Source organism: Xenorhabdus griffiniae (assembly GCF_015163655.1).
GTDB classification, from domain to species: Bacteria; Pseudomonadota; Gammaproteobacteria; order Enterobacterales; family Enterobacteriaceae; genus Xenorhabdus; species Xenorhabdus griffiniae.
The window spans coordinates 1-18,811 of the sequence record NZ_JADEUF010000078.1 but is presented as its reverse complement, the minus strand read 5'-3'; the positions used below and the strand labels follow the sequence as shown (position 1 = coordinate 18,811).

General features: G+C 43.7%; 17 protein-coding genes and 1 rRNA gene. 14 read left to right on the top strand and 4 right to left on the bottom strand.

What is annotated here, in order from left to right:
• Positions 1 to 201: 201 nt before the first annotated feature.
• The gene (mrcA, locus tag IQ211_RS12830; protein ID WP_189760213.1) at positions 202 to 2,733 is read right to left on the bottom strand and encodes a peptidoglycan glycosyltransferase/peptidoglycan DD-transpeptidase MrcA; all 2,532 of its coding nucleotides are present in this window, start codon (positions 2,731 to 2,733) and stop codon (positions 202 to 204) included.
• A 219-nt stretch (positions 2,734 to 2,952) separates the two neighbouring features.
• Between mrcA and pilM the strand changes: the two genes are divergently transcribed.
• The 11 genes from pilM (at position 2,953) to trpS (ending at position 12,587) form a co-directional block, all read left to right on the top strand.
• Positions 2,953 to 3,786, top strand: a complete 834-nt coding sequence (pilM, locus tag IQ211_RS12825; RefSeq protein ID WP_189760214.1) for a type IV pilus biogenesis protein PilM — start codon at positions 2,953 to 2,955, stop codon at positions 3,784 to 3,786.
• Positions 3,786 to 4,334: a PilN domain-containing protein gene (locus tag IQ211_RS12820; RefSeq protein WP_189760215.1), complete on the top strand. Its 549-nt coding sequence runs from the start codon at positions 3,786 to 3,788 to the stop codon at positions 4,332 to 4,334. The genes pilM and IQ211_RS12820 overlap by 1 nt, the downstream gene beginning before the upstream one ends.
• Positions 4,324 to 4,863, top strand: a complete 540-nt coding sequence (locus IQ211_RS12815) for a hypothetical protein (protein ID WP_189760216.1) — start codon at positions 4,324 to 4,326, stop codon at positions 4,861 to 4,863. The genes IQ211_RS12820 and IQ211_RS12815 overlap by 11 nt, the downstream gene beginning before the upstream one ends.
• On the top strand, positions 4,860 to 5,918 hold the full coding sequence (gene pilQ / locus IQ211_RS12810; RefSeq protein WP_189760217.1) for a type IV pilus secretin PilQ: 1,059 nt from the start codon (positions 4,860 to 4,862) through the stop codon (positions 5,916 to 5,918). Before IQ211_RS12815 ends, pilQ begins: the two co-directional genes overlap by 4 nt.
• A 422-nt stretch (positions 5,919 to 6,340) precedes the next feature.
• Positions 6,341 to 6,862: a shikimate kinase AroK gene (gene aroK / locus IQ211_RS12805; RefSeq protein ID WP_038237472.1), complete on the top strand. Its 522-nt coding sequence runs from the start codon at positions 6,341 to 6,343 to the stop codon at positions 6,860 to 6,862.
• A gap of 45 nt (positions 6,863 to 6,907) precedes the next feature.
• The gene (gene aroB, locus IQ211_RS12800; RefSeq protein ID WP_189760218.1) at positions 6,908 to 8,005 is read left to right on the top strand and encodes a 3-dehydroquinate synthase; all 1,098 of its coding nucleotides are present in this window, start codon (positions 6,908 to 6,910) and stop codon (positions 8,003 to 8,005) included.
• Positions 8,006 to 8,264: 259 nt separating this feature from the next.
• A complete protein-coding gene (locus IQ211_RS12795) occupies positions 8,265 to 9,188 on the top strand; it encodes an SPOR domain-containing protein (protein ID WP_189760219.1) in 924 nt (307 codons plus the stop codon).
• 85 nt (positions 9,189 to 9,273) lie between these two features.
• Positions 9,274 to 10,092, top strand: coding sequence for an adenine-specific DNA-methyltransferase (dam, locus tag IQ211_RS12790; protein ID WP_189760220.1), 819 nt, complete (start codon positions 9,274 to 9,276; stop codon positions 10,090 to 10,092).
• A 59-nt stretch (positions 10,093 to 10,151) separates the two neighbouring features.
• On the top strand, positions 10,152 to 10,826 hold the full coding sequence (gene rpe / locus IQ211_RS12785) for a ribulose-phosphate 3-epimerase (protein ID WP_189760221.1): 675 nt from the start codon (positions 10,152 to 10,154) through the stop codon (positions 10,824 to 10,826).
• The gene (locus IQ211_RS12780; RefSeq protein ID WP_189760222.1) at positions 10,826 to 11,548 is read left to right on the top strand and encodes a phosphoglycolate phosphatase; all 723 of its coding nucleotides are present in this window, start codon (positions 10,826 to 10,828) and stop codon (positions 11,546 to 11,548) included. Before rpe ends, IQ211_RS12780 begins: the two co-directional genes overlap by 1 nt.
• Before the next feature lie 4 nt (positions 11,549 to 11,552).
• Complete coding sequence (trpS, locus tag IQ211_RS12775; protein WP_189760223.1) at positions 11,553 to 12,587, top strand: tryptophan--tRNA ligase; 1,035 nt, start codon at positions 11,553 to 11,555, stop codon at positions 12,585 to 12,587.
• Between the two features lie 65 nt (positions 12,588 to 12,652).
• On the opposite strand, the gene yiiM is transcribed toward trpS, so the two are convergent.
• Positions 12,653 to 13,324 (bottom strand): 6-hydroxyaminopurine reductase, encoded by a 672-nt coding sequence (yiiM, locus tag IQ211_RS12770; RefSeq protein ID WP_189760224.1) that lies wholly within the window; start codon positions 13,322 to 13,324, stop codon positions 12,653 to 12,655.
• 128 nt (positions 13,325 to 13,452) lie between these two features.
• Positions 13,453 to 14,079 (bottom strand): superoxide dismutase [Mn], encoded by a 627-nt coding sequence (sodA, locus tag IQ211_RS12765; protein ID WP_189760225.1) that lies wholly within the window; start codon positions 14,077 to 14,079, stop codon positions 13,453 to 13,455.
• Between the two features lie 377 nt (positions 14,080 to 14,456).
• On the opposite strand from sodA, the gene acs reads away from it, so the two are divergent.
• The 3 genes from acs to actP all read left to right on the top strand — a co-directional run bounded on the left by acs (position 14,457) and on the right by actP (position 18,474).
• Complete coding sequence (gene acs / locus IQ211_RS12760; RefSeq protein ID WP_189760226.1) at positions 14,457 to 16,412, top strand: acetate--CoA ligase; 1,956 nt, start codon at positions 14,457 to 14,459, stop codon at positions 16,410 to 16,412.
• Between the two features lie 104 nt (positions 16,413 to 16,516).
• Entirely contained in the window at positions 16,517 to 16,828 is a 312-nt protein-coding gene (locus IQ211_RS12755; RefSeq protein ID WP_189760227.1) for a DUF485 domain-containing protein, read from the top strand.
• Entirely contained in the window at positions 16,825 to 18,474 is a 1,650-nt protein-coding gene (gene actP, locus IQ211_RS12750; RefSeq protein WP_189760228.1) for a cation/acetate symporter ActP, read from the top strand. Before IQ211_RS12755 ends, actP begins: the two co-directional genes overlap by 4 nt.
• Before the next feature lie 77 nt (positions 18,475 to 18,551).
• On the opposite strand, the gene rrf is transcribed toward actP, so the two are convergent.
• A 5S ribosomal RNA gene (gene rrf, locus IQ211_RS12745) occupies positions 18,552 to 18,667 on the bottom strand.
• Between the last annotated feature and the right edge of the window lie 144 nt (positions 18,668 to 18,811).

Genomic DNA, 18,811 nt, shown 5'->3' with positions numbered 1-18,811 from the left:
TGGTACATGTAATAATTTTAATGATATTTATGAAAAATAACTCAGCTTATTAAAAATAATAAATAAACAAATTAACTACACCTGCAAAATTAATTCGCATCATAATCATATCTTCCCCAGTAAATAACAAAAGGCCTCGCTAGTTCCCTAGCAAGGCCTTTTTATCTTTCAGTTCCATTATTTTGGTTACAGGCCGATCAATCAGAATAATTCACGGCTTTCACCATTTTCAGTGACAGTCGTACCCACATCAGGTACGGCATATTCTGTCGGCTGAGTGCCATCAATGAAATATTCTTTACGGGTATTGCTGCCACCGTTAGCTAGCTTGCCTGTTGCCCGATCTATCGTGACAGAAACAATACCAGCAGGGGGTTCTATAACTTTCTCAGGAACACCTGCCAATGCTGTTTTCATAAAATCATCCCAGATTGGCTGAGCCGTTTTCGCACCACCTTCACCTTTTAATGCCGGAGTGCGCCCCAAACTTCGGCTATGTTCATCAAAACCAATCCAGGCTGTTGCTACCATATCTGGGCCATAACCAGAGAACCACGCATCTTTTGAGCTATTGGTCGTCCCGGTTTTGCCACCAATATCACGGCGCTTCAAATCACGAGCAGCACGCCAGCCCGTACCCATCCAACCTGGCTCACCAAAGATATTGGTCTTCAAGGCATCATGAATAAGGAACGCCAGCGGTGTACTGATAACGTGAGGGGCATACTGTTGATCATCTACGTTAATGTTTCCCGATACGCTTTCTAACTCCGGTTGCGGCGGTAAAGCTGGATTTTGCGGAACATCAGAATGCGCCACGTTCTCAATGGAATCTTCAGATAATTCGATGGAACGTGCTGTTTCACCATAAATCACCGGAATGTTTTCGCATTGTGGACAAGCAAGTTTAGGTTTCGCTTCAAACAACACTTTTCCTTCATCATTCTCAATTTTGCTGATGAAGTAAGGATCAACCAGATAACCACCGTTTGCCATCACAGCATAACCGCGTACTAACTGTAGCGGCGTAAATGAAGGGGAACCCAGAGCCAAAGATTCTGTGCGTACAACGTTTTCACCTGGTAAACCAAAACGCTTTAAGTAATCAGCAGCATAATCAACCCCCATCGCACGCATAGCTCGAACCATTACTACGTTTTTGGATTGCCCTAACCCCTGACGCAAACGAATTGGCCCATCGTAAGACGGCGGGGAGTTTTTCGGACGCCAATCCGTCCCTGCTCCGGCATCCCAACGGCTGATTGGTGCATCATTCAGCAATGAAGCCAGCGTCAGCCCTTTATCCATTGCGGCGGTATACAGGAATGGCTTGATATTGGAACCAACCTGACGCAACGATTGTGTCACACGGTTAAATTTACTCAATTCAAAATCAAATCCACCGACCAACGCTTCTATCGCACCATTCATCGGATTGATGGAAACCAGCGCCGCGTTAACGTCGGGAAGTTGAGCCAACCACCAGGTATCATTGACTTTTCTGATCCAAATTTGTTCGCCAGCCCGAATAACTTCATTAACACTATGTGGTACAGCGCCTTGTAAGCTGTCGGTTTTAAATGGACGCGCCCAGCGCACGCCTGCCATTGTCAACTCAACTTTGTTGCCATCCACCAGCATCACTTGTGCCTGGTTAGGGCTGGAGTTTGTCACAATGGCCGGCACCAGAGGACCATATTTAGGCAAGGTTTTCAGCTTATCGATAATCTGCGTTTGGCTCCATGCTGGCTGATTGGCTTTCCACAACACTTCCTGGGGGCCGCGGTAACCGTGACGGACATCATAGTCAATTACATTGGAACGAACCGCGTTCACAGCCGCTAACTGGGTTTTGCGCGTGATAGTGGTATAGACCTTATAACCATCTGTATAAGCATTTTCACCATAACGATTGATCATTTCCTGACGGGCCATTTCTGTCAGATAAGGCGCAGAAAAAACGATTTGTGGCGCGTGATAACGGGCAACCAATTTTTCTGCTCTGGCTTCATCGTACTGGCGCCGAGTGATATACCCCTCTTCCAGCATCCTGCTCAATACTACATTGCGGCGGCTGATCGCGCGATCATAAGAATAAAGTGGGTTAAACGTTGAAGGCGCCTTCGGCAAGCCAGCAATCATCGCCATTTCACCCAATGTCAACTCGTTGACGTTCTTGCCAAAATAGACATGAGCCGCAGCACCAACACCATAAGCACGATAGCCGAGATAGATCTTGTTGAGATACAACTCCAGGATTTCATCCTTAGTTAATAATTGTTCGATCTTAATCGCCAGAAATGCCTCTTTTGCTTTACGTATCAATGTCTTTTCTCGGCTAAGAAAAAAGTTTCGCGCAAGCTGCTGAGTGATGGTACTCGCCCCTTGCGAAGCATGACCGGAAGTCATTACCACAGAAACAGCACGGATAATCCCGATGGGATCAACACCGTGGTGTTCATAAAAACGGCTATCTTCCGTAGCGATAAAGGCTTTCTCCATTAGGGGAGGGATTTCTGACAAGGTAAGGGGTAAACGGCGTTTTTCACCATATTGGGCTATTAATTCGCCATCAGCACTGAACACCTGCATCGGTGTTTGTAATCGGACATCCTTTAGCGTCGCAACATCGGGAAGCTGTGGCTCGATGTATTTGTACAAACCAAAAATCGAGGCAACTCCCAATAAAATGCAAACAACAATAAGGATCAAAAAATACTTTATGAACTTCACCTGAAATTTCTCACGCCATGTTAATCGGGCAGTTTATAAACGATCAGTACGTAGTATAAAAGGCTTAGTATAAAGGGATTAGTATAAAGGTTGTTCAACACTACACGTACAATAACGATATGTACAATTAGATATCGCCTTTACCAATCCCGCTTTCATGTTTCATTAGGTTTTCATTAACTTGATGTTTTCGTTGATAGTAGATAAGGAGATCTCTATATGTATCCACCTAAATGGTATATCGGATTGGATGTCCAAGATCATTACATCCGCGCTCTTGCTGCCATTAAACGCCGTGACGGTTGGCAACTTCGGCATTGCTGGCAATATCACTTATCCAGCGAGATTATTTCAGGAGGACGGCTACAAGATCCTGAAAAATTACTCCGCATTTTAATGCAATGGCGAAAAATATTACCTAATAATCTTAGCTTAAGATTAGCCCTCCCTGTTCAACAAACCTTACAGCGCCAGATCGCCGTGCCTGACTATACTGCTTTGCAGGAGCCAGAACTCGGCTGGTTTGTGCACGCCAATGCTGAAAAACAATTTCCTGCCAGTGATCTGGCGTTGGATTATCGTGTCCATGGTCAGCAAATTTGTATCAGTGCAACCCGTCAAAAAGATCTCAACCTCTGGCTGAATTTGTTTGCGGAGATCAATTTATCCCTTGATGCCATCGATATTGCCCCTTGTGCATTGCGTTATGTCGCCAAACTTGCAGGAGTACCTGACGACAGTTGGTTGGTTCACAAGCATATGACAGATTGGCTATGGGTCGCTCCGGCTAACCGACCTTTCAGTTATGGCCTGATAACTTCACAACCAAGTTCCCATCTGGCCCAGATCATCAACCAGCTCCCCATGACGCCAGAAACCGAAGATTATGCAATTTATTACAGCGATGAAGAGCAATCGACATCAGTATCAACAAAATCGGTCAATATCTGGCAACTCTTAATGGCATTCCGTCATTATCATCCCCCGCTGCCAGATAAAACGAATGCGTTCATTATTGCCGCAGGTTTAGCGCTCAGGCCGAGTGATCAGTGATGCATCAAGTCAATTTCTTACCCTGGCGGCAGAAGAGGCTGAAACGTCAGTGCCAAACATGGGGGGCATTACTTTGCCTACAACTGACATTGTGGACAGCAGTATTGGTGTTTATGTCTACGCTGCAAACAAACCAGATTAAACAATATCGCGGACAATTAACGGAAATGACTCACCAATTGACTCAATTACAACAAACTATCAGCGCAACAGACCAAGCCGTGCAACAGCATCAACAATTGTCACAACAATTACGGAAAAAACGCATGTTCATGGAACAGAATCAACGTTATTTACAGCTATTTCGTCGGCTTCCTCATTTGCTACCAGAGAACAGTTGGCTGACTGCATTTAGTGACGACAGTGGACAATTAATTTTTACCGCCCGCAGTCAAAACTATACAGATATATCCAATTTGTTGGATAACCTGACTGACGACACTTCGCTTATCAATGTGCAACTTAGCAAAATGACCACGACAGAAGATCATTTCAAGGTTTTTACCATTGATGCAAATTGGTTGATGGGAGAGTCCGATGAGAAATAATTATCTTGAATGGTTTTATCGACCTGTCTGGCAACAGCTTGTCTTGCAGCAATTGCTTATTATTTCACTGCTGTTGGGGTTCTACTTTTTGGTTTGGCAGAAAAATCGGTATGAAATTCATACCCTCCAGAGCAATATTAAGCAGCAGCAACACAATACGGTACTATCTCAGCAAAAGCTTGCTGAACTCCCCTCTTTGCCTGAAACGCAACAGCAGATCCAGCATATGACCACAAGCCTTGCTGAAAATGGCCATCTTTCATCCTCAAAAAATCATACCACCATACTCAAACGACTGCATATTCCACTAACCCATTCCGGCAGTCAGCTAATGGAGTGGAAAATCCACAAAGAAAACGAACACGTTTTCTTTCATATCATGCTGTCGCTAAATTACGGCCAATTTCTCCATTTCTTGAATGAAATGCAAAAATTGCAGCCACCGTTATTAATTAAGCACATCACCATTACACCTGCCGATGATAACCTAATGGTTCACATGGTTTTTTCAGATAAGGAGAAATCATGAACCGCTATTCTTTGCTTTTCCTAAGCTGTCTCTTATTTCCCCTATTGGGTTTTACCGAAGAAGAACCAAATTTCGAAATGCCAATAAGAGATCCGTTCCAGCCTCCGATGATAGAGAATGCCACGGATTTTTCTCCGGCAGAGCAAAATGAGCAAGAACAAGAGATCGAATATCAGGCTATTACTTTGCAATACGCCGATGCAGGCCAAGTGGCAGAACAATTACAGCAAAATCATCCCGCACTACTGACAAAATGGGGAAAGGTTGAACACGATCCCTTAACCAACAGCCTGATCCTGGAAGATAAATTTGATGCCATTACCCGTATTAAAAACTGGCTGAAAGAAGTCGATACCCCACAGCAACAAGTACAGATTACTGCTCATATTGTTACCAGCAGTCAGGAAGCTTTGCATGAATTGGGGATTCACTGGGGAGTAAACGCCGATCCACATCATCAATCAATAGGTCTAAACCGCTTAAATTTCCATCAACCCGCTGGCAACCAGCGCCATAGGCTGGTACTAAATACCGCCCGCATTCACGCAAACTTACTAGAACTGGAACTCAGTGCACTAGAGCAGGAAAACCAGCTTGATATCATTGCCAGCCCACGACTAACCGCTTCACACCAGCAAACAGCCAGTATCAAGCAAGGCTCTGATATTCCCTATATTGTTCAGGATAAGGACAAAACTACCGTTCAATTTAAAGAGGCGGTATTGGGCATGGAAGTGACTCCCCACATTTTAAGGCAGGGAAAAATCCGGCTCGCGTTGAAAATTAGTCAGAATGCACCTGGTTTTCCCATCAACCAAGGAGGAAATGAAAATTTATCTATCGATAAACAAGAAATAATAACCCAAGTAACCATTAGAAATGGAGAGACCTTGATTCTCGGAGGGATCTTCCAACAGAAAAAAACCGCGAGTTTACAAAAAGTTCCTTATTTGTCAGATCTGCCCCTATTGGGGGCATTATTTAACCAACAAGGAGAGCAACATAGCCGTCGGGAACTCGTAATTTTTATTACACCTCAACTGACCGATATTTAATCAGAGAGAAATATAATATAAAAATCAATCCATTAATAACGTAATTGTGTTGTTTTTCTTGGTCTGGCCTGTTTATGGATTTGACGCTGAGAGTAATTTAGCATACAAGGATTAACTAATTGAGTGAGCAGATCTAATATCGCAAGCAAGAGCTTATACCCAACAGATTGCAAATTGCAGCAAAACAGCAAGTTGTAGGATGGAAGGTAGAGACAATAGGCTCTCAATCGGCCAGCAAAAGCATGAACCCAGTGATTCAGTTCGGGCGAAATTTATATAGTTGCAATACAGGCTGATGTGCTGAGATAATTTTCTTATCTGATCTCACATTATCACTCATGAGGTTTCAGTTTAGGTCCCGTGGCTAATCTGATTGGCGGGGCGGGTTATCATTAACAAACAGTCTTAGTAATACCAAAAACATGGCAGAGAAACGCAATATCTTTCTGGTTGGGCCTATGGGTGCCGGCAAAAGCACTATTGGTCGTCAGTTAGCTCAGCAACTCAATATGGAGTTTTACGACTCTGATCAAGAAATTGAGCGACGTACCGGAGCTGACGTGGGCTGGGTATTTGATGTGGAAGGCGAAGAAGGCTTCCGCGATCGCGAAGAAAAAATAATAAACGAACTGACTGAAAAACAAGGCATCGTATTGGCTACTGGAGGGGGTTCTGTTAAATCAAAAGAAACCCGCAATCGCCTGTCTGCCCGTGGTGTGGTCGTTTATTTAGAAACAACCATCGAAAAACAGTTGGCTCGTACCCAGCGCGATAAAAAACGCCCTTTACTTCAAGTTGATGCACCAGCACGAGAAGTTTTAGAGAATTTGGCTGATGAGCGCAATCCTCTTTATGAGGAAATTGCTGACGTGACTATTCGCACAGATGAGCAAAGCGCCAAAGTCGTCGCTAACCAAATCATTGAACTACTGGAAAAAAACTGATTATAGCGAGTCCGCTCAGCGGCAAACGATAAGGCAAAAGCTGATATGGAACAAGTGACTGTTACGTTAGGTGAAAGAAGCTATCCAATTACCATAGCCGAAGGGCTATTTTCTGACAGTGAGGCATTCAAGCCCCTGCAAGCGGGTCAACAGGTCATGATTGTGACCAATGAAACGCTGGCTCCCCTGTATCTCGAACAGGTGAAATCCACATTGCAGAGAATGGATCTTCGGGTAAATGCAGTTATCTTGCCTGACGGTGAACAGCACAAATCACTTTTTGTGCTCAATGACATTTTTTCCGCCTTGCTGGAAAATAATCATGGCCGTGACACAACGCTTATCGCCCTTGGTGGTGGTGTAATCGGTGATATGACGGGGTTTGCCGCAGCTAGCTATCAACGCGGTGTTCGTTTCATCCAAGTACCCACCACGCTGCTCTCTCAGGTTGACTCTTCCGTCGGCGGAAAAACAGGAGTCAACCACCCCCTCGGCAAAAATATGATAGGCGCGTTCTACCAGCCAGCTTCAGTTATTGTCGATCTCAATTGTCTGAAAACATTACCTGTTCAAGAGTTATATTCAGGTCTGGCTGAAGTCATTAAATATGGCATCATTCTGGATGGCGAATTCTTTGGCTGGCTTGAAGAGAATATTGAGAAATTACTGGCCCTCGACAACCAGGCAATGGCTTATTGCATCCGTCGTTGCTGCGAACTTAAAGCGTTGGTTGTTGCAGCTGATGAACAAGAACGCAGTGGGATGCGGGCTCTGTTAAACCTTGGCCATACCTTTGGACATGCGATTGAGGCGGAAATGGGTTACGGCGTCTGGCTGCATGGTCATGCTGTTGCTGCGGGTATGGTGATGGCGGCCAAAGCATCTGAACTTGTCGGCACATTCGCAAAACAGGATACCCAACGTATCATCCGCTTGCTGGAACGCGCAAAATTACCTGTCAATGGCCCAGAAGCAATGTCCCCTGAGGCCTATTTACCTCATATGATGCGTGACAAAAAAGTTTCTGCCGGGAAACTGCATCTGGTATTACCGACCACTATTGGGGAAGCACAACTTCGTTCTGATATTGGGAAAGACGTTATCTTGGATGCTATTCGTCTAACTCAGCTATCCCTCCGCTAGATACACGTACTTCCTAATTAATTCCAACTTATTGCTCTGGCAGTGAATTTTACTGCCAGGCTGAAATTTGGAAGATGAAGGGAATTGCTGGATATGGCAAAATTTTCACTGATAACAAAAGCTGCATGATGAATTATTCTCTAGCTGTTATGCTATACAATAGCGAGATTATCAAATAAAGCATCATCGGTTTTAGTTAGGTCAGACTGCCAAACCTCTTCAATAACAATTGGCAGAACTATCTCTGTTAGGAGGGCATGTGGACGAATTAAAATCAGAAAACAAACAAAAAACAGCAAGTGAATTAAAGCCTGATACTTCTGATCGCAATCCTCAGCGTTCCAGAAGCCAATTTAATCAACCTAAGCTCGCAATATCTCGCCAACAAATAATGATCGGTGTTGGCATTTTGGTTCTTTTGCTTCTGATTATTGCTATCAGCTCTGCATTAAAATCACCCACCGAGCATGAAAAACAGCAAAATGCAGCGGAAAAGAGTATTGACCTTTCTGGTTCTCCTTCGCTTTCTGCCAATTCCACTGGTAGCGAGCAAGAAAATCCGTCAGAACCAGTAACTCATGGCGCACGTGAAATCAGTCCGCCACCCATTAATAGTGCACCCAGCAAAGATCTTCCTCCCGACACTGGAACGGGTGGCTACCATCAACGTATAGAGTTACCTGGTGATATTTCCGATGCTTTGAATCAACAACAAAGTACCATTAATCATTCTGTGCAAAACAATCTGACACAACCGCAGGCCAAACCCACGACTTCACCTGTTGAGCCAAGCAAACCAGAGAAAGTTACACCACCGAAAATAGAGAATAAGGCCAGAGAAGACAATCACTCCAAAGCAGCTAGTCAATATCAGACCAATAAAAAGCATGTCGCCGATGCTGGTGGTGATCTGCTGAAAGCACCCGCAAATCGATTCACACTACAATTGAGTAGTGCCAGCCGTTCTGATACCTTAAGTGCCTTCGCGAAAAAAAATAACCTTGCTAATTACAAGGTTTATGCAACTAAACGCGATGGCAAAACATGGTTTATCTTGATCCACGGTAATTACGGTTCTGTTTCTGATGCTAAAAGAGCCATTTCCTCACTGCCTGCTGAAGTTCAGGCTAAAAAGCCTTGGGTCAGAAAACTACAACAAGTTCAGCAAGATCTGAAAAAATAAAACTATTTTGATTAGGCGCTGATATGCTGTCCTAAACAGAGTACAATCTGCGGCTCTGAAATTATTGAATAACTAATTTGACGGCATGAAAAAAAAACGCGCTTTCTTAAAATGGGCCGGTGGAAAATACCCCTTGGTAGATGATATTAAACGTCATCTGCCAGAGGGCGATTGCTTGATTGAGCCATTTGTTGGCGCAGGCTCGGTATTTCTCAATACCGATTATGATTCTTACATTTTGTCAGATATCAATAGCGATCTGATCAATCTGTACAATGCCGTAAAATCTCGTGCGGATGAATTTATTAATCATGCCCGTCCATTATTTTCATCGGAGTTCAACACTGCCGAAAACTTCTATCGCCTGCGAGAAGAGTTCAACAAAAGCAAAGATCCTTTTCGCCGCAGTTTGCTGTTTCTTTACCTGAACCGCCACTGCTATAACGGACTTTGTCGTTATAATTCACGGGGTGAATTTAATGTGCCTTTTGGCCGCTATAAAAAGCCTTATTTTCCTGAAAATGAGCTTTACTGGTTTGCAGAAAAATCCCAAAAAGCCACGTTCATCTGCCAACATTACGAAATAGCATTAAACAATGCCTTAAAGGGTTCGGTGATTTATTGTGATCCTCCGTATGCCCCACTTTCGGCTACGGCTAATTTTACCGCCTATCATACAAATAGTTTTAACCTTCTCGATCAGGAAAATCTGGCGAATATCGCCTATCATATCTCGTCTCAAAAAGGCATTCCGGTACTCATATCTAACCATGACACACCGATGACCCGGGAATGGTATCATCAGGCTTCCCTTTACATTGTTAAAGCCCGCCGGACAATAAGCAGAAATATTCTTGCCCGCAGTAAAGTTGATGAACTTTTGGCGTTATACTGCCAGGAGTGATTGAGGTTTCCAGCCCCTGAAATAACAGGGGATAAAACAATGAATTGGAGAAGATAACAATGAAGAAAGATTTTCTGATTGCCCCATCCATTCTATCCGCAGATTTTGCCCGATTAGGTGAAGATACCGCTAAGGTGTTGGCAGCAGGTGCTGATGTTGTGCACTTTGATGTCATGGATAACCATTACGTGCCAAATTTGACGATTGGTCCAATGGTCTGCCAGGCATTGCGCGACTATGGCATTACTGCGCCAATTGATGTTCACCTAATGGTAAAACCTGTTGATCGCATTATTCCTGATTTTGCTCAGGCTGGTGCAACTTATATCACTTTCCATCCTGAAGCGAGTGAGCACATCGATCGCACTCTGCAACTTATCAAGGAACATGGCTGCAAAGCGGGCTTGGTTTTCAATCCAGCAACGTCGCTTAGCTATCTTGATTATGTATTAGATAAGTTGGATGTGATTCTGTTGATGTCTGTTAACCCAGGTTTCGGTGGTCAATCTTTCATTCCAGAAACCCTGAAAAAACTGCGTCAGGTACGCAAAATCATTGATGACAGCGGATACGATATCCGTCTCGAAGTTGATGGGGGTATCAAACCCAATAATATTGCTGCGGCAGCTCAATCTGGCGCAGATATGTTCGTTGCCGGCTCTGCCATTTTCAGCCAGCCAGATTATAAAGCGGTTATTGATGAGATGCGCCGCGAATTATCGAAGGTAGCATAATGAAAAGTGATGTCGTAAAAGGAATTCGTGCCATTGCATTTGATTTGGATGGCACACTCGTGGACAGTGCGGGCAGTCTGGCTGACGCTTTGGATCAGGCACTGATGGCCAAAGGCTTACCCGCTGCGGGCAAGGAAAACGTCGCTGTTTGGATAGGCAATGGTGCTGATGTCATGGTTGAACGCGCATTAAAGTGGGCTGGAGCAGAACTGTCTGCCGAATTGCATAGCGAAACACGCAAGTTGTTTGATAAGTTTTATGAAACCAGTGTAACCACGGGTAGCCAACTGTTTCCCCAGGTAAAAGAAACGTTGGCAGAACTGGCAAACCACCACTTGCCAATGGCGATTGTTACGAATAAACCCACCCCTTTTATTGCTCCATTGCTGGAATCATTAGGTATTAGTGAATACTTTTCATTGGTACTCGGCGGTGACGATGTTAAAGAGAAAAAGCCTCATCCCGCACCACTCTATCTAACGATGGGTATGTTTGGTTTGCATAAAGAAGAATTGCTTTTTGTTGGCGATTCCCGTAATGATATTTTGGCTGCGCAAGCGGCAGGTTGCCCATGTGTTGGCTTAACCTATGGCTATAACTACGGAGAGTCGATAGCATCGAGCCACCCAAATTATGTATTGGACCATTTTTCGGATTTACTCCCAACTATTGGACTATCCACTTTGAACCCATTATCCAGTCTGAAAATAAAGGAAGCTTAATAAAATGAATGAACCCACTGCAATGAAGCCAAACTCCCAAAAACCTATTGTATTCAGCGGCGCACAACCCTCCGGTGAATTGACCATCGGTAACTATATGGGGGCGTTACGTCAGTGGGTTAAAATGCAAGATGAATACGATTGCATCTATTGCATCGTTAACCAGCACGCCATTACCGTGCGTCAAGATCCTAATGAACTGAAAAAACGCACGCTGGACACGCTAGCGCTTTACCTTGCCTGTGGTATTGATCCAAAGAAAAGTACCATCTTCGTTCAGTCACATGTTCCACAACATTCCCAGTTAAGCTGGGTACTGAATTGCTACGCTTATTTCGGTGAACTAAGCCGCATGACTCAGTTCAAGGATAAATCAGCCCGCCATGCAGAAAATATCAATGCTGGCCTGTTTGATTATCCGGTTCTAATGGCTGCTGATATTTTGCTTTATCAGGCTAATCAAATCCCTGTGGGTATTGACCAAAAGCAGCACCTTGAATTAACCCGTGATTTGGCGCTGCGGTTTAACGCTTTATATGGCGATATTTTCACTGTTCCAGAGCCATTCATTCCAACAGGTGGTGCTCGCGTGATGTCATTGCAAGATCCAAGCAAGAAAATGTCGAAATCGGATGATAATCGCAATAACGTCATTGCCCTGCTGGAAGACCCTAAATCCGTCGCCAAGAAAATTAAACGCGCGGTTACCGATTCTGACGAGCCACCTTGCGTGCGTTATGATCAGGAAAACAAACCCGGCGTTTCCAACTTACTGGATATCCTCGCTGGTGTAACAGGTAAAACTATTCCTGAATTAGAAGCCGAGTTTGAAGGTAAAATGTACGGCCATTTGAAAGGAGCCGTCGCAGATGCGGTAAGTGAAATGCTGACAGGCTTACAGGAACGTTTCCATCATTTCCGTAATGATGAAGCTTTACTTAACAAAATTATGGCAGAAGGTGCGGCCAAGGCTCAGGCTCGCGCCCAGGCAACCTTGGATAAAGTCTATGAAGCAGTAGGCTTGATCGCCCATCCGTAACAGCCGATCTATATCAATGCCAAAGGGTATCCATTTCATTTCTTCCCTTTGGCATATAAATTCCGTTAATTGCCCAATAAACGACGATTAAAATCCTCAATTTTTCCATGCAATATGCGCTTTTGCATCGTCAGATTCCAACTGGCAGACAGCCCAGCCGCCCCCATTAAACGACGATACAGCTCTTCATCAAATGGGTTATGAAAAGCAATGGAAATAGCTTCCTTAACAGAAACATCGCTATTACGGCTTAACAGTTTTATCGGTTCACCAGCACTGACCAAACCAGGAGAGATAACTCGATATAACCAACCACATCGCCCATTATTTTGCATCATCGCAGCAAACTCATTGATGTTTGTAATAAAATTGAGTTTATAACATGGAGAACGTGGTTGAGTTACTTGAATCAGAGCTTCACCCCAGTGGAAAATATCACCAATATAGACGTTATCTTCTGTCATGCCTTCTGTAGATATATTTTCACCAAATAAGGGAGAGGCAAATAATTCCGCCAATTCAGGAAATTGCCTTTTCCAAAATAGGTAATGCTCTCCTGGATAATGGCAAAGCGCACGATCAGCGCCACCATGAAAACGAGTTTCCGCTTGTTCATCGCCTTCTAGCCCAAGAGAGGTTAGCTGTAAACGACCATTCACCACCAGTTTATTGATCGCACTGAAACCCAATGTTTCTGACGATGATATTTTGCCTCTATATATTTGTGGATAATACATTCTTGATTCCCTCTCAATGAGCTAATGGAGATGTACACGTATTATCCAGGCATAATAACCAAGATTACAGACAATAAGAATGCGGGGTACAGCCATGACCCGCATTCTTATGAAAAAAATAGGATGGATTATTTCATTTTTTCTTCGTAACGTTTTGCTGCTTCATCCCAGTCGACTACATGCCAAAATGCTTTGATGTAATCAGGGCGGCGATTTTGATATTTCAGGTAATAAGCGTGCTCCCATACATCCAAACCCACAATCGGGTAACCAGAAGCGCCCGCTATTTCTTCACCCATTAGTGGGCTATCCTGATTAGATGTTGAAACAACAGCCAGTTTGCCATCTTCTTTCAGTACCAACCACGCCCAGCCAGAACCAAAACGAGTTGCTGCCGCTTGTTCAAATTTTTCTTTGAAGCTGTCAATACTGCCAAAATCACGCTCAATCGCGGCCTTCAAAGCACCATCCAATACTGTGCCTAATTTTAAACCTTTCCAAAACAGGCTATGGTTTGAGTGACCACCCGCATTGTTACGAATAAAAGTGCGTTTATCAGCTGGAATTTTATCAAGCTGCTGAATGAGTTCATCGATATGAAGTTCGCTTAATTCTGGAAAGGCTTCCAGAGCCGTATTCGTGTTAGTGACATACGTCTGATGGTGTTTAGTATGGTGAATTTCCATCGTTTGTTTATCGAAATGAGGCTCTAGCGCATCATAGGAGTAAGGTAGAGAAGGCAATGAATGGCTCATATCATATCTCCAGTTGTTTAGAATTTAGAATATATAAAGCTCACACCTTGTGAACAACATGATTATAGTGAATTGAACAATAATGAAAATGATTATCAATTCCATGTTATTGCTGTGGTTTCCTTTATACATTCACGTTTCATAGCTTCTCATAGATAAAAATATCAATAATAAACTCAAATAACAGAATATAAATCCAATTAAAACAATAAACTCATTACTTAGTATTGATTAAATCTACAGCATTAAATGATCATTCCATAAAATTTATTCTCTTTATTGCGTGATCTTCCGCGCAAAAAAGAAACAAAATTTCTTCTTACACTTTAGTTAACCTTGTTTTGACATAGTATTAACAATTGCAAGGAGATAAAAATATGACTCAAATAATCAAGCATCTTATTCCTGCTGATATTGCAGACACGGCCCTGATAAGCAAGCAACAGTACCTATATGACTATCAAAGGTCATTACAAGACCCAGAGGGTTTCTGGGGTGAAAAAGGTAACGTAGTTGACTGGATTAGGCCCTACACCAAGGTCAAAAATACCTCTTTCGATCCTGGGCATATCAGCATCCGCTGGTTTGAAGATGGCACCCTGAATTTAAGTGCCAATTGTCTTGATCGCCATTTGCAAGAACGTGGTGATCAAACTGCCATTATATGGGAAGGAGATAATCCCGCAGAATCTCGCCATGTTACCTATCGAGAATTACATCATGACGTCTGCCAGTTTGCGAATGTATTGAAAAAACTGGGGATCAAAAAAGGCGATGTTGTGGCTATCTATATGCCAATGGTGCCAGAAGCCGCCGTCGCAATGTTGGCCTGTGCTCGTATCGGAGCGATCCATTCCGTCATTTTTGGTGGCTTCTCTCCTGATGCCATCGCTGGCCGAGTGATAGATTGCAACGCTAAGCTCGTGGTTACCGCAGATGAAGGCTTGCGAGCAGGCCGCACAATCCCATTGAAAAAAAATGTCGATGAGGCGCTCAACCATTCTGACGTTACTAGTGTGACTCACGTGGTTGTTTTTAGGCGTACCGGAAATACCAAAAACTGGAATGACAATCGTGATTTATGGTGGCACGAACTGACCGAAAGTGTGAGTGCTGAGTGTCCCGCTGAAGAAATGGGTGCCGAAGATCCATTATTCATTCTTTATACTTCAGGCTCTACAGGTAAACCTAAAGGCGTCCTGCATACGACGGGTGGTTATTTAGTCTACACATCTTTAACGTTTAAATACACGTTTGACTATCGTCCAGAGGAGATTTACTGGTGTACCGCCGACATAGGGTGGGTAACAGGGCATAGTTACCTGCTATATGGGCCTTTGTCTTGTGGAGCAACCACTTTAATGTTTGAAGGTGTCCCCAACTATCCCAATGTTAACCGTCTTTGTCAGGTGGTTGATAAGCATAAAGTGAATATTCTTTATACTGCGCCAACCGCTATCAGAGCATTGATGGCCGAAGGTGATAAAGCCATAGAAGGCACTAAACGTACGTCATTACGCATTATGGGATCGGTGGGCGAACCTATTAATCCAGAAGCATGGGAATGGTATTACAAAAAAATAGGTAACAGTAAATGTCCTATCGTAGATACATGGTGGCAAACCGAAACCGGTGGATTCATGATCACACCGTTACCAGGCGCTACCGATCTCAAAGCAGGATCCGCCACTCTGCCGTTTTTTGGTATTAGTCCAGCCTTAGTTGATAATTCCGGTGAAATTTTAGAGGGCGTGAGTGAAGGCAATCTCGTTATCACTGATTCCTGGCCAGCACAGGCACGAACGTTATATGGCGATCATGAGCGTTTTGAACAGACTTATTTTTCCACTTTCAAGGGAATGTATTTCAGTGGCGATGGTGCTCGACGTGATGAAGATGGCTATTACTGGATCACTGGCCGTGTTGATGATGTTCTGAATATTTCAGGCCATCGTTTGGGAACCGCAGAAATTGAATCAGCCTTAGTTGCATACCCCAAAATCGCCGAAGCTGCCGTTGTTGGTATCCCACATCATATCAAAGGACAAGCTATTTACGCCTATGTCACGCTAGTGCATGGTGAAGAACCTTCTCCTGAGCTGTATACCGCAGTCAGAGATTGGGTTCGTAAAGAAATCGGCCCAATTGCAACACCTGATATCCTTCATTGGACAGACTCTCTGCCCAAAACGCGTTCTGGAAAGATTATGCGGCGTATTTTGCGCAAAATTGCTTCTGGTGATACCAGCAATTTAGGAGATACCTCCACGCTGGCCGATCCGGGTGTTGTTGAAAAACTGCTGGAAGAAAAACAATCCATCAATATGTCGTAAAACATATGCGCCGCCATAAGGCGGCCTAAATAACGTATCACCAAAAGTACGGAGCCGTATCTGGGCTTAAGGTGTGGCGTTTAAAATCAACAGGAGATACTCCAATGAGTGACGACATTTATCAAGAGATTGAAAATAACTCTCGCTTTAAGGAGCTAGTTAAGAAGCGAGGGCGTTTTGCCTGGCTGTTATCCATCATTATGTTAGTGCTTTATGTTGGTTTTATTTTCCTTATTGCTTTTGCACCTGAATGGCTTGGAACACAACTTCATGAAAATACTAGTGTAACACGGGGAATTCCTGTAGGAATTGGCATCATCTTCATATCTTTCATACTGACTGGAATTTATGTAATCAGGGCGAATGGTGAATTTGATCGTCTAACGTCAACCATTCTCAACGAGGTGAGAAAATGAAAAAAAGCGTATTATTATTTTCCTCCCTCTTCCCTATCCTAGCTCAAGCAGATGCCATTTCAGGTAATGTAGAAAAACAACCTTTGAATATTCAGGCAATTATCATGTTCCTGTTATTCGTCGGGTTAACGCTGGGCATTACTTACTGGGCTTCAAAGCGGACTATTTCACGCTCAGATTATTATACCGCTGGCGGTCGTATTACTGGATTCCAAAATGGTATGGCGATTGCAGGTGACTATATGTCTGCCGCCTCGTTTCTGGGTATTTCAGCGTTAGTTTATACCTCTGGCTATGATGGGCTGATCTATTCCATTGGCTTTCTGGTTGGCTGGCCAATTATTCTATTCCTGATTGCTGAAAGATTAAGAAATTTAGGGCGGTACACCTTCGCTGATGTCGCTTCTTATCGTCTGAAACAGCGCCCCATCCGTACCTTATCCGCAATGGGTTCGTTAGTTGTTGTTGCGTTATATCTAATAGCTCAGATGGTCGGAGCTGGAAAACTGATCGAGTTACTATTCGGATTAAATTATTATGTCGCTGTTGTCTTAGTCGGTATTTTAATGGTGCTTTATGTCTTATTTGGCGGAATGCTGGCGACAACGTGGGTCCAGATTATTAAAGCCGTTTTGTTACTGGCAGGAGCAACATTCATGGCTATGATGGTCATGAAAGCGGTTAATTTCAATTTTAATACCCTGTTTAAAGAAGCTATTGCAGTACACTCCCTTGGACCTGCCATCATGAGTCCCGGAGGATTGGTATCTGATCCTATCTCTGCACTCTCTTTAGGCTTGGCATTAATGTTCGGTACTGCAGGATTGCCTCATATTGTCATGCGGTTTTTTACCGTCAGTGATGCTAAAGAAGCGCGTAAAAGTGTTTTCTATGCAACGGGCTTTATCGGCTATTTTTATATCCTGACGTTTATTATCGGATTTGGTGCAATTTTATTGGTCAGTGCCAACCCTGCATTCAAAGACACAACCGGAGCATTAATTGGTGGTACAAATATGGCCGCTGTCCATCTGGCAAACGCCGTTGGCGGTGATTTTTTCCTTGGTTTTATTTCTGCCGTTGCTTTTGCCACTATTTTAGCTGTAGTAGCCGGGTTAACACTAGCAGGCGCTTCCGCAGTATCCCATGATCTCTATGCCAATGTGATTAAACGAGGGCAAGCTAATGAACGAGATGAGCTAAAAATCTCAAAAATTACCGTCGTTATTCTGGGATTAGTTGCTATTGGCTTGGGTATTTTGTTCGAAAAACAAAACATTGCCTTTATGGTCGGTTTAGCTTTCTCCATTGCTGCAAGTTGTAATTTTCCCATTATTTTATTGTCAATGTATTGGAGCAAGCTGACTACACGTGGAGCATTAGTTGGTGGATGGTTGGGGTTACTAACAGCGGTTGTATTAATGATCCTAGGCCCGACGATCTGGGTTAGTATTCTTGGTCATGAGAAACCTCTCTATCCTTATGAATATCCAGCTCTATTTTCCATGTTTATCGCATTTATCGGAGCTTGGTTATTTTCAATTACCGATACTTCGGCACAAGGAATGCAGGAAAGGAAAATGTTTCGCAATCAGTTTATCCGTTCGCAAACAGGTATTGGTATCGAACAAGGGAAAGCACATTAACTTATAGTTAATTGTTTCGCCTTTTCCCAAACGCAAAAAAGCCATCCGGTGACGGATGGCTTCTCTGGCTAATTGATGTCTGGCAGTGCCCTACTCTCACATGGGGAGACCCCACACTACCATCGGCGCTACGGCGTTTCACTGCTGAGTTCGGCATGGGGTCAGGTGGGACCACCGCGCTATTGCCGCCAGACAAATCCTGTTTTCAATCCCGAACAAGCTGCTCTCTGCTCTGAAACCCGTCTCTCTTTCCACTCCCGAAAACCCCTTCGGTGTTGTCAGGTTAAGCCGCACGGTTCATTAGTACCGGTTAGCTCAACGTCTCGCAACGCTTACA